The 13282-nt window shown below is 40.6% G+C and carries 8 protein-coding genes; 6 read left to right on the plus strand and 2 right to left on the minus strand.

Going from position 1 to position 13282, the window contains the following annotated elements; all coding sequences use genetic code 11:
- Positions 1–314: 314 nt before the first annotated feature.
- Both V7K41_RS29695 and V7K41_RS29700 read right to left on the minus strand, forming a co-directional pair.
- The gene (locus V7K41_RS29695; protein WP_334854076.1) at positions 315–2198 is read right to left on the minus strand and encodes a glycosyltransferase family 39 protein; all 1884 of its coding nucleotides are present in this window, start codon (positions 2196–2198) and stop codon (positions 315–317) included.
- A 102-nt stretch (positions 2199–2300) separates the two neighbouring features.
- The gene (locus tag V7K41_RS29700) at positions 2301–3614 is read right to left on the minus strand and encodes a glycosyltransferase (RefSeq protein WP_334854078.1); all 1314 of its coding nucleotides are present in this window, start codon (positions 3612–3614) and stop codon (positions 2301–2303) included.
- A gap of 822 nt (positions 3615–4436) precedes the next feature.
- Here V7K41_RS29700 and V7K41_RS29705 point away from each other — a divergent pair.
- From V7K41_RS29705 to V7K41_RS29730, 6 genes are all read left to right on the plus strand, one after another.
- On the plus strand, positions 4437–6323 hold the full coding sequence (locus V7K41_RS29705; RefSeq protein ID WP_334854080.1) for an ATP-binding protein: 1887 nt from the start codon (positions 4437–4439) through the stop codon (positions 6321–6323).
- 30 nt (positions 6324–6353) lie between these two features.
- Positions 6354–7616 carry a sensor histidine kinase gene (locus tag V7K41_RS29710; RefSeq protein ID WP_334854081.1) on the plus strand — a complete coding sequence of 421 codons (1263 nt, stop codon included), beginning with the start codon at positions 6354–6356 and terminating at the stop codon, positions 7614–7616.
- A gap of 594 nt (positions 7617–8210) precedes the next feature.
- Complete coding sequence (locus V7K41_RS29715; RefSeq protein WP_334854082.1) at positions 8211–8687, plus strand: hypothetical protein; 477 nt, start codon at positions 8211–8213, stop codon at positions 8685–8687.
- Between the two features lie 195 nt (positions 8688–8882).
- The gene (locus tag V7K41_RS29720) at positions 8883–10745 is read left to right on the plus strand and encodes an iron uptake porin (protein ID WP_334854083.1); all 1863 of its coding nucleotides are present in this window, start codon (positions 8883–8885) and stop codon (positions 10743–10745) included.
- A 138-nt stretch (positions 10746–10883) separates the two neighbouring features.
- Entirely contained in the window at positions 10884–12086 is a 1203-nt protein-coding gene (locus tag V7K41_RS29725) for a hypothetical protein (protein ID WP_334854084.1), read from the plus strand.
- A 486-nt stretch (positions 12087–12572) separates the two neighbouring features.
- Entirely contained in the window at positions 12573–13229 is a 657-nt protein-coding gene (locus V7K41_RS29730; RefSeq protein ID WP_334854086.1) for a DUF1361 domain-containing protein, read from the plus strand.
- The last annotated feature ends 53 nt before the right edge of the window (positions 13230–13282 follow it).

A 13282-nucleotide genomic window follows, 5' to 3' on the forward strand; every position in this document is an offset into this window, starting at 1 on the left:
CTTTGCTTTTTGGATACAAAAAAAATTATTTGTACACTTATAAGTGATTTACTAGACTAATATATAGGACTCTTATTTGATTTTTGAAATATACGTAGGGCGGTCAAAGCCACCCTACACTACTTAAAATTTTTCACATACCATTTAGAACTCCCATAGCATTAATTTACTACAACTGGTAAATAAAATCTGTAAAGTTTCTAAGCCTTTACTTTTAGCCGACAGCATAGCTTATGAACATATTCCCAAACCTAAGATCGGGAACCGTGATTCCTGATGGTCTAATAAGGGTTTGAGGTTTGTTTATGAGAAAATTAACTCTCCTGGCAATGATAAAGTTCATATTCGTAGCCATCTATGCTTGGCAAAGATTGAGTATCAGACATAACGCATGTGTTCGCGGTTTCTGCTACGGGTGCGTGAAAGTTTACCAGCCACAAGTCAAAAGGTCGTGGTAATTTCTTTAAAGTATTTTCTAGAGCAATGGTGGAAGCATTCGGATCTCGATCTTGATGAGCAAGGAGAAACAGAGGATTTTGAAGTGAATTTGCAAGTTTAATCTCCCTCGCAATTCCCATCATTTCTCCAGTGTGTACATAAGTTTTGTGGGTAGTGGCAATCAGTACTGGTGTTGGGGATGTTTGTTGAATTAGTTGCACAAACAGGTCAGGACGATAATATTTTTGATAGCCGAGATTGCAAATTACTGTAACTGCACTGAAAAATCCCATTAACCAAATTAATATTACGGCTTTTTTCCCGTTTATTCCCCATTTACCTATGCTTGTTATCCCATTTTTCCCTGGCTCTGTTTCCATCCATTCCTGGGGAGGATGCCAACAAACTGCGAGACTTGCGCCTAGTAAAACAACGATCGCAGGAAAGTAAATAAAGTTATATCTAGCACCCCTGGTGAGGTCAATACCCAAAAAGTACGTAAATATAAAGAATAAAGCGATCGCACTGATAACTACTCCAGCAAGCACCTGAATCATAATCCGGTTTTCTGGGTGCTGTAGTTGAATTTTAATCCCACGCAGCAAAATTGGTACTGCCCAAATAAAGAAAGTCAACATCACCAATCCAGAAGCAATCACAACCAATAGCTGTGAAGATTCAACTGGTAATAAGGAAATCATTGCAATCAATGTTCCTAAAGCTTGAAAAATTGGGCTGAACCAATCTAGTCCAACACGCGAACCTCGAATCCACTCGGTTAAATTATCACGATTTTTATTCTCTAACAAGGTTGGTATCCAAATTAAACCCGCTACACAAGTACCTATAACAACGGCATAAATACGTCGCCAGACAAAAGAGAAGAAAAGAGAAAATTTGCTGCTAGTTTGTAATTGAAGCCAAGCAAGAAAAATCAAAACTATGACTTCTGTGCAAAGAGTGAGGGTGAAGAAAAAATGAGTAGCAATACCTAAAGCATTAATTCCTACCCATAAAAGTGCTACCCATATAGGTAAAGGTGTGCGGTTTTGAATATGACGTGTGGCAATTACTAAGCAGGTGAGGGAACCAATTACCCATAAGCTTGCCAAAGTGTAATGACGCGCTTCTTGTGCTAAGAATACACCGTAGGGTGATACTGCCATCATCGCAGCAGTTAAGTGTCCCACCAATCGCGAACGAAACGCTACCTTGCCAAATACGTAAACACACGGAATGGAGGCAGCACCGAATATAGCTGGTAGCAATCGCGCACCAAACAGCGATACTAATCCTCCGTCGCTCTTAAATAATTTCATCCACAGGTAAGCCAGCACAAAATACAGTGGTGGATGACTATCTTGTGTGGCTAAGTTGTGAATGACATCACCAATAGTCGCCGCTGGGTTTAGTTGCAGTGGTTGTAATAGAATATCAGGTGCGATCGCTCGATCTAGGGGAACTGATAAAAAGGTATTTCCCAAGCTAAACACCAAGGTGGCAAACTCATCAGTCCAAGGAGGCTTTGCAGTCAAGTTGACTAGGCGTAAGCTGATGCCGACGATCAACCACATTAAGATCGGCAAGAGATGAAGCCAGAAAGGAGGGAGGCGAAACTGCCAATTATGCCAATACTTGCGTTTTGAGGTGGAATTTGCATCTACTGCATCTACTATGGGCAGAAAACGGGCAGTATAGACAGGTAGCAATGAGATAATTTTTCTGTAAAAATCAAATGCACCTTGGAAAAAAGCTCTCATTGCCGGGCCTCACACGAATGGACTTGTAGATTTGACGTTTTAGATTTCAGTTCGTTCTAAAGTCTAAGAACAAAAATCAAAATCTCAAATCCCTCGTTGTGATTATTTCACATCAGTGACGCGCCAGCTAAGTTTCAAATTAATCCAGAAATTCCAGATGGTAGCAACTGCGATCGCAATAAAGTTGGCAATGTAAAGCTTACGAATAATTAAATTTAACTTTAAATTTAATACTGTAAATGTAATTGTGACATCATTGTGGATGAAGTGAGGAAGAACTAAATTATACATTAAGTATAAGATCAGTATATTTAAAGCCAGTCCAGCAAGGCAAATTAGATTGAATTTGAAAAACCGCTTCCAGCGTTGCTGCCATTCTTGCTGTCTGGCGGTGACATCAGCAAATGTCCAAGCGTCATTCCAAAAGAAATTATTTAAAATTGCAATCTCACCAGCAATAATTTTGCTGGGTATCGGTGGCCAAGCCAAAGTAGTTGGTTCACTAAGCAAGTAAAGTATTGCCATATCCACAAACACACCACTAAAGCCAACCAACCCAAAGCAGACGAATCGACCAACTGGGAAATTGACTTTTCTACGCAATCGTCCTACCCGTCCTGTGGAGAGCCGCAACCGTACCAAGTGGTGGATGTAATCTATATATTGCTTCCATGTCACCTTACTCTCACCCTCTTTGCGTTCGCAGAACACATAGCCAACTTCGGCAACTTGGCCTACTTTTCCCCGCCCGATTACTTCTAGGAGAATTTTGTATCCAACTGGATTAAGTATTGTATTTGCGATCGCATTCCGGCGCACCATAAAATAACCACTCATCGGGTCAGAAACTCTGCCCAATACCCCCGGTAAGATCACCAAGCCTAACAACTGAGCGCCACGAGACAAAAAACGCCTAACAACACTCCAGCTACTAACACCGCCTCCTTCTACATGACGGCTAGCTACTGCCAAATCTGCTCCTTGCTCAATACTACGCAACAGTTGTATTAGTACCTCTGGTGGATGCTGTAAATCTCCATCAATCACCCCCAACACACTGCCCGTGGCTGCTTGCCACCCACGAATCACTGCTGAAGACAGCCCCCGTTCCTGTTGGCGTCGCATCACCCGCAATTGGGGGTATTCTGTCGTCAAAGATTGTGCTATCTCCCAGGTTCGGTCTGGGCTATCATCATCTACCACTATTAGTTCATAGTTTCCGGCAATAGATTCATCCAGTAATTGACTCAATACGTTGACTACATTCTTGATGTTTTCACGCTCTTTATAAGTAGGAATTACTAGAGAAAGATGAATAGATTCATCACCTGTACCCACGGGGTTGGGAGGCAACTCTGAAATCTTTAGCGGGCCAGTTGATACTGTTAACAGCGAGTTAGATGAGTTTGTTTTCATATTCCAAATTGCAGAACGAGGGTGTGTAAAGTCTGTGGAAAATAGAGGCAAACATCTGCTGACTTTATTGACTGAACCTAGTTACTCAAAACTTGAGGAATACTTTTGTTACAGTTAGATGCCCTGAAAGTTTAGTAATTCCCGCACTTCGATTCACAGTATTTTCCCAAATCTCATCTAAATTTTAGATTTCACTCTTTGTTTTTATGATATTATACGAAAAATTACGTATTTTTATAGAAACATCCTATAGTTTTAATTAAACTAAGTCAGCAAATACGCAGTTTACTAAGCATATCTTGATGATTTTTTAATAGTATGGGAAACATTAATTTAATATGGAGTATTGAAAATTTTGGTAATATACTTATAGATTATTCTTGTTACAAAAAGGTAAGAATAAAGTACTAATGCTGATTACATAAACTTGTTATACCCGTAAAAATTTAATTGTTGATGCAATAAGTCTTGAATTAATTAAACACTACAAAACAAATAAAAATCTAATTGAAGAAGAATTCAGAATTCAGGAGTCAGAATTAAGACGCTCGTGGACTCGCTTTCCGCGTCGCTTACAGTCGGGGATTCAGACCGGCGCAGGTCTTGTTGACCACCAAATCGAAGATTTGGAGGGGGTTTTAAACCCGTTTATTCATCCACTATGAAGTTCAGAATTCAATTCGGAATTCTGACGACTGACGCATATATTCTGTTTGATAATGAAAACTAATATAAAAAAGTAGCGATCGCGCTTTTCTACTTGATTGTTTGGGAATACTAGAGTTCTGGGTATATCTTTCAAATCTAGCAACCCCTAGTATCATGCCGACATTTTTCAACTATGCTTTCCACTCTAACGGTTTTGTTCCCCACGGACATTGTTATCTCTGGCAAACTGGATTAGTTTGGCTCCACATTATTTCTGATGCCACGATCGCTCTAGCGTATTATTCTATTCCCTTCCTACTGATTTACTTTATTTCCAAGCGCAAAGACGTTCCTTTCAATGGAGTCTTTATGTTATTTGGTGCTTTTATCATTGCCTGCAGTACTGGACACTTGATGGATATTTGGACGCTTTGGCATCCAGACTATTGGGTTGCAGGTGGTTTAAAAGCTCTAACTGCCATTATTTCGATATATACGGCATTTGCGTTATTTTATCTTATGCCTCAAGCTCTCACACTACCTAGCCCTGCCCAGTTAGAAGCTATTAATCGAGTACTTTCAACTGAAATTGTCGAGCGCAAGCGCATTGAGAAAGAACTACGCATTGCAGAGGAAATCGCTCAAAACTCTAGCCAAGCCAAGAGTGAATTTCTCGCCAATATGAGTCATGAACTACGCACACCTCTTAACGGTATCTTGGGTTATACACAAATTCTCCAACGCACAGAATCTTTGAGTGAAAAAGGACGGAAAGGACTCAGCATTATTTATCAATGTGGTTCTCATCTTTTAACTCTAATTAATGATGTCCTCGATCTTTCCAAGATAGAAGCTCGGAAGTTGGAATTGTATCCTGTTGATTTCTACTTGCCTGCTTTTATAGATAGCGTGACTGAAATTTGCCGCATCAAGGCAGAACAAAAAGTCATTGTATTTCACATCGAGATCGATCCTGATTTACCAATAGGTATTCATGCTGATGAAAAACGCTTACGGCAAGTACTGATTAACTTGCTTAGTAATGCCATGAAATTTACTCATCAAGGCAGTGTCACCTTCAAAGTTCAGGTGATTGGTCAAGAATCAAATACCAATGGAAAAACTAACTACAAAATTCGCTTTCAGGTAGTAGATACTGGCACGGGTATAACCCCAGAACAAGCCGATAAAATCTTCCAGCCCTTTGAGCAAGTGGGAAGTCAAAAACGACAATCTGAAGGTACAGGTTTAGGATTAGCAATCAGCCAAAAAATTGTTTTGTTGATGGGTGGTCAAATTCAGGTACAAAGTGAATTTGGCAAAGGTAGCACTTTCTGGTTTGAGGCAAAATTGCCAGAATCTAAAGACTGGGCAAAAGCTTCTAGAGTGGTTGAGCAGGGAACTATTATTGGTTATCAAGGACAAAGGCGCACCATTTTGATTGCGGATGATAAATGGGAAAACCGATCGGTAATTGTAAATCTACTAGAGCCAGTTGGGTTTACGGTTGTAGAAGCTAGTAATGGTCAAGAAGCATGGGAACAAGCTCTAGCAAACAAACTAGACTTGATTATCACTGACTTAGTGATGCCTATATTAGATGGATTTGAGTTGATCAATCGTTTGCGTCAGTCTGAGCAATTTAAAGAGATTGCTGTCATCGCTTCGTCAGCCAGTGTGTTTGCAGCCGACCAGCACAAGAGTATTGATGTAGGTGCAGATGCATTTCTACCAAAGCCTGTAGAAGCTGAAACACTACTGGAAATGCTACGACAATTTTTGTACCTGGAATGGATTTTTGACGGCAAGGTAGATGTAATTAAAAACAACCAGGTAGGTAGTTTAGATCGAGTAAATGAGATTATTTATCCTGCCAATGAGGTTTTACAACAGTTGCTCCTCCTCGTACAAGATGGCGATATTCAAAAAATTTTAGAACTGGCTGAACAACTTTCTGCATCGGACGATCAGCTAAGAGTTTTTGTCCAGCAGCTTGTCCAACTTGCTAGTAATTTCCAACTCAAACGTTTGGAAACTTTTATTCAACAATATATTAATTAACTTGAGTGAAATTTTAATTTTTAATTCATCATGAGCAAAACTCCAAATAACGGATTTATTTTGATTGTGGATGATAATCCCACAAATTTATCTCTCCTGTGTGAAGCACTCAATAGTGAGGGTTTTCGTTTCCGCGTTGCAGTCGATGGAGAAAGTGCGATCGCTCAAGCCGAACGCAATCAACCAGAGTTGATTTTGCTGGATGTACAAATGCCAGGTATTGACGGATTTGAAACTTGTTGTCGCCTCAAAGCCAATCCTGTTACCCAAAATATTCCAATTATTTTCACCACTGCTTTAGCAGATACGGAAAGCAAAACGAAGGGATTTTCCCTTGGTGCAGTGGACTATATTCCGAAACCGTTTGCACAAGAGGAAGTCATTGCTAGAGTGCGCGTGCATTTACAACTCAAAAAATTGACTGAATCTTTGGAACAACAAGTTAGCGATCGCACCAAGGCTTTGCAAAAAGTCCAAGTCAAGCTGGTGCAGCAAGAGAAGCTATCAACACTTGGAGAGTTAATCTCTGGTATTGGACATGAAATCAACAACCCCATCAACTTTATTTCCAGCAATATTCCACCCTTGCAAGGATACATTGCAGGAGTAACCGAGTTGCTCCTACTGTATGAACAAGAGTATCCAAACCCAACAGCCAAAATTACCACTGCTATTGAGAACTTGGATCTAAACTTTGTTCTCGAAGATATGGGAAAAATTTTGATTTCACTCCAGCTAGGAAGTGAACGAATTCGGAACCTTTCTAATTCACTCCGCAACTTCTGTCGCTCTGATAGGGATGCCAAAATATCTGCTGATTTGCACCAAGGACTAGATAGTACACTAATGATTTTGCAACACCGCCTCAAGGCTAATGGCGATCGTCCCACCATTGAAGTTATCAAAAGTTATGGAGTATTACCAGAGGTAAACTGCTATATTGGGCAGATGAATCAAGTATTTATGAACATTTTGGCAAATGCAATTGATGCTCTTGACGAAGCTATAATGCATGGCAAAATGAGCAATCTAATTCCTCAAATTCAAATTGCAACAGAAATAGATTCTGAACAATTGGTTGTAATTCGGATTGCTGACAATGGGATTGGTATTCCCGAACGGCTCAAAAAACGCTTGTTTGAGCCGTTGTTTACTACAAAAACCGTTGGAAAAGGCACTGGACTTGGCTTGTCGATAGCTTATGAAATAGTTGTAGAGAAACACAAAGGTGTATTAGACGTGAATTCTCAACCAGGTATGGGAACCGAGTTTATCATCAAAATTCCCATCTGAGAACAACATTTAATTAATTACAAAACTGCTCTAGCATTTATCATATTGAAGACTGGGGAAGAGCTTTCCCAATACCCATCCCTAATTTCTATATAGAGTGAATTCAACCTTAGATCCTCAATTAATGGCAGAACGCATAGAATCTCTCAAAGCTGGAATATATCTGATAGTCGATTTGGAAGCCACGTGCTGTAACAGTAATTATTGAGTCGGTCAATGACCATCTCTTACGCAGTTGATCGCGGCTACTTAAATATTGAGTTTGTAAATTTTGAAATCATTAACTTCTAATCCCCAATTATCAACCGATAATCCCCATGCAGCGTCTTCCCCCTCTTCTCTATGCCTAATACCCAATGCACCAGTAGCACTAAGAAAAGCCCAAAGGCTTGTGTCACCTCGTTCATAGTCTTCAGACTGGGAATGTATTCTGAGACGCTCTGCCTCTGGTTAAGCCACTAGACGCAAAGCCTCCCAGGCTGGGAACCAGTCAGGGCAAAAGCTGTATTTTAACTTCGTGCCATTCGCCCAAATACCTCTTTTACTCGTAATATTGGATACTATATTGTGGGTTTGATTGCTGTTGGGGTGTTAATGTCTATTTCACATAAATATACTGTTCTTGCTCCTGTGAGCCTAAGTATTGCTTTATGCGTTACTAGTTGCAGCGACAATAAAGTTTCCCAGTGCCAACGACTGATTCGAGTTGTGAATGCTGGAACTTCTCTAATTGATAAAAAGAAAGGAGCGCAAGTGATAACTAGCATACAGCTATCTAAAGATTTAGACTTTGTGACTAAATCCATTGGAGAACTGAAGCTAACAGATCCGAAACTGAAAGAATTTCAAAGCGATTTTGTGAAGATTTTTCAAAATCTTAGTCAAGCGATCGCTAAAGCAGGTAGGGCGCTTGGTGCAACCAAGACAGCAGAAGCCTCGGAATCTGGGAGAGAAAAAATCCAAAAGGCTAGAGGCGAAATTGACTCAGCACTGACAACAGCTACAACTCTTGGCAAACAGTCAGATACGTTAGTGAATCAGATGAATAAGTATTGTAGCGAACCAGAATAATCTATCTGGGACATTGGGCACAAGAAGCAGAGGTGCAGAGGGGAAAGACTTAGTGCAACTACTCCCCTGCTCCCCCTTGACACTCTGAACCAGAGTAACTTTTATCACTTTTTTTTCAAAAAAATTCCTGATATACACCAACTTTGTCTGTCAAAAGAAGTATTGGTGTAAGTCAAATGAAATACCAGGAGTGATATGAGTCTACTGATGGCAAGTGTGCTGGCAACAGTGCCAATATCTGCGCTCAATTTACCAGAGCAATCCGTAATTCTGTTGGATAATCCGGTGCAGCAGTCAACACAGGAAAATTTATCTCAAGTTGTCTCACCTGCTGAAATTACACCACCTGAATTCGTACAGCCCGATATAAACACGTCGCCAATTATCAAAAATAAGTACGAAAATATACTTAGAAAAAATAGAGAAAAAATTAAATTCATAAGTTCACTTAACTTACTTAAATTAAAAGATACTCAACCTGGAACAGAAGTTGCTCAGAATCAGGAAAACACAGAAGAATTATCTCTATCTCCCCATCCCCCAGACTCAGACAACCAAATGTCTCAAGTCACCTCAGTATCGCAGATCCAGGACGTGCAACCCTCCGATTGGGCTTTTGGTGCTTTGCAGTCTTTAGTAGAACGCTATGGCTGCATTGCTGGATACGCTGATCGGACTTATCTGGGGAATCGTAGTATTAGCCGTTATGAATTTGCGGCTGGTTTAAATGCTTGTTTGGAGAAGATTAACGATGCGATCGCTAACAATAAAATTAATACTGTTAATAATGAAGATTTAATCCTGCTGCAAAGGTTGCAAGGTGAATTCAAAGCAGAGTTGCAACAATTACAGCAGCGTGTCGAAACTGTAGAACACTGGACGAGTCAATTAAAAGGTAATCAGTTTTCCACAACAACTAGATTATTTGGTCAAGCCATTTTTAGCGTTCAGGGAACTAATAGCCCCAATGTCGATTTGTTTCCTAGAGATGGAGTACCTGAACGCCAAGGAAAAACCAATCTGACTTTCACAAGTAGCGCCCAACTAACCTTAGCAACTTCATTTACAGGGCGAGATTTACTGCTAACAGGGCTGTCTGCGGGTAATTTGGGTTCTAATGCATCGTTCTTATCTACCAATATGGGACGGTTGGGTTTCGAGTCGAATACAGACAACAATCTAGTTATTAGTGACTTATCTTATCGATTTCTCGCCTCGGATAACTTGGGAATTGTCGTAGGTACGGCGGGAGTCAACCCAATCAATACCTTTCGCGGTATTAGCCCTTTAGAAGGTTCTAGTGACGGTGCAATTTCTCTATTCGGTCAGCGGAACCCGATTTTAAGTATTGGTAACGGCACTGGTGGTATAGGCTTTGACTGGCAGATTAGCGATCGCATCAGTTTGCAAGGCGTTTATAGTACCGAAATACCCAATTTTCCCGGCAACATCAACCAGGGCGGACTATTTGGTGGTAGATATACTGCTGGCGCTCAGTTAAGTTTAGCACCCACAAATAACATTGATGTCGGCGTACATTATCTCTATTCCCACTCTCCAGATGGCTTACTGGGAGGTGGTATTGGCGATTCTCAACTGATTTCACCTTTTGCAGATCCTACAGCTTTCAACACCCAAGCAATAGGCGCTACCGTTGCTTGGCGAATTAACCCTAACTTGCAGTTGGGCGGTTGGGGTGGCTTTACTTCCTCCAAGCCATCTAACCTTTCTGGAAGTGTAGAAACTACTAACTGGATGGTATTCGCGGCTTTTCCTAATTTGCTGCGTCCTGGGAATTTAGGAGGCGTTCTTGTCGGACAACCGCCCAAAATTACTTCCAGTACTTTACCCGATGGCTTCAATTTTCCCAACTTTTCTGATGGGGGGACACCAGGTGGACGTAATGACACATCAATTCACGTAGAAGTTTTTTACCGCGCCCAACTGAGCGACAATATCGCCTTGACTCCAGGCTTATTCGTTATTTTCAATCCCGATCACAATGCCGCTAACGATGCATTAATCGTTGGAACATTAAGAGCAAGTTTCCGGTTTTAATTCTGTACTGATGTAAATGTAATAAAATACGCTAATTTTGTACTTACTAATTCAGTATTAGATGCTTTCATTGCCTTGTGAAGTAGGGAAAAGGAGTGCGTGTTTTTTTTGATACGTGATTAAAGGAGCAAATTTTTCATGAAATTAAATTCATCAGTTCAGTTGGGTTGTGTTCTTGTTAGCAGCAGTAGTTTAGCCGCAGTCATCATCGGTTTAACTGGAACAAGCGCTTTCGCTCAAATCACAATTCAAAGCACTGGCACATTATCAGGGACTATTCAACTCCCCAGAAATAATCCCAATTTCAATCAAAGCATTACTCGTGTTGATACAGACGACACGGGGACTTACTCGCGGAACTTAGGTACTAAGAACAATCCTAATTACGTCCCTATATACAAGTCAGACTATGTGCAGGTAAAAACACGTGCTGATGGTAGTTTGCATTATTTTGTTGACTTTAAAGGCATTCCGATTGTCTCCTTTAATGGCGTTCTCACTTCACCGATTCTCTCTGGCGGTGAGTTGACACCCTATAAATACCAGGGACAATTAGCAGGAACCACATTTCAAGGAGTAGTTCAGGATGAATTTAATCTCACAAAAGCCTTATACACTGGTACTGTCACCGATCCAAATACTGGAAACCAGTATCAGGGAACCTTTGAAGTGAGTGGATATGGAGTCCGATATAGCAATCGCAATGGTGGTGCAACCCCCACAGTCTTTGATTTCAAATCCGATCTCCCAGGTTCGCCAAAGGTGACATCTTTGGAAATGACTAACTCACCCCTAGCAAGAATAGAAATCAAAGTACCTGCAACTGCAACTCTCATAACTCCTACACCAACTACTGGTAGTGAAAGTACAACCACTCCCCCGCCAGTAATTAGCAGTGGTAGTACACCCATTCCCCCGCCAGTAATTAGCGGTGGAAGTACACCCATTCCTCCATCAGTAATTGATAGTAGTGCGATCGCTCCTACACCAATAGTTGATAGTGGTAGCATACTGACTATTGCACCAATAGTTGATAGTGGTAGCACACTGACTGTTGCACCAATAGTTGATGGTGGTAGCACACTGACTGTTGCACCTGTAGTTGATAGTGGTAGTGCGATTATTTCCTCGACACCTACATCTGGATCTAATTCTCCATCGCTCTCTACTACACCTAATATCGAATTCAGTAGTGGTAATTTTTTAGAGGTTAATCAAGTAGTTGTCAACCCTGCAACCCTTGCTCAACCTGCTTGTTCACAGGATTCTGCTAATAACTGTACAATACCTACTTCACCCAAACAAGCGATCGGCCCGCGTAGTCGAGTGCTACTGCGTTAGTTAGGGACTTTTCAATAAAAAATATCCAACTACTTCTTGTCGGGTGGGCGTCTCGTCCGCCCCTAAGCAAAGGCTAACTTGACAAAAATTTTGAGTGCTTCTGTAACTCTAGCACGGCAAAATGAAATCAATATAATAGTTAGCACAGGGGCAACATTGCAATTAAAAAAGTCCACTATCAGTTATTCGCGGCGTTTTTGTTGCTCAGACTACCTTTCAGTGGTATGTTTTACCCTGATGATTTTCTGGCTATACTAGTGGCTTAAGCCGATTGATTGATAAATTTCATCCTCCAGCATAAAATACACAAAAACTCTAAATTTTGGACATACAGCAGCTTGCATTTACTTCTAACTGACACAAAAATATTGTCTGATATTGGAGGAAATTAATTTTCTTGGAGGCTACAAAAACTCGATCGCTAAGGCTAACACTAACACTACAGAGTGAATCTACATCAATCAAACATCTTCCGAGTAAGCACCTATGAAAGAAGAATTGATAGCCAGAGTCATGCAGGTCTTGCGAATTAATATGAGTTGGATGACTTGGAATTTGTTTCTGGCTTTTATACCTTTGGCTTTGAGTGTCTGGCTATTTCGCATGAGGCGCGGTGGCACTTGGCTTTGGTGGCTAGGATTCTTAGTTTTCTATGCTTTCTTACCAAATGCACCATATTTGTTGACTGATGTAATTCACTTGATAGATGATATCCGCACGATTCAATCGGTGTGGATGATTACTTTAGTACTCATTCCTCTATATTTGCTAGTAATTTTAAGTGGATTTGAAGCTTATGTAATATCGTTAATTAATTGGGGTCACTACTTACATCGCATCGGCAAAAGTCAATGGATTTGGCGCTTTGAGTTGATTACACATTTTCTCTGTGCCGTTGGTGTTTATTGGGGGCGATTTTTGCGTTTTAACAGTTGGGATTTTATTACTCAACCTGATGCCGTACTTACCAAGGGGGTAGAAGAAATTCTGGGAAAACAGCCCCTCGTAATTATTACTATCACCTTTGTGGTACTTGCGGGTTTGTACTGGATTATGAAACGAGTAACTTTAGGTCTTAGCCAACGAGATAGTAAAATAGGCATAAACTCAGGGCGCACAAACTCTAACACGCCAAACATTTGATGAACATGGCAATTTTGGCTTTTAAATTCGGGGTTTTTATTAGTAATTCCCTT

It is taken from the genome of Nostoc sp. (assembly GCF_036917415.1).
In the GTDB taxonomy this organism is placed as follows: Bacteria; Cyanobacteriota; Cyanobacteriia; order Cyanobacteriales; family Nostocaceae; genus Nostoc.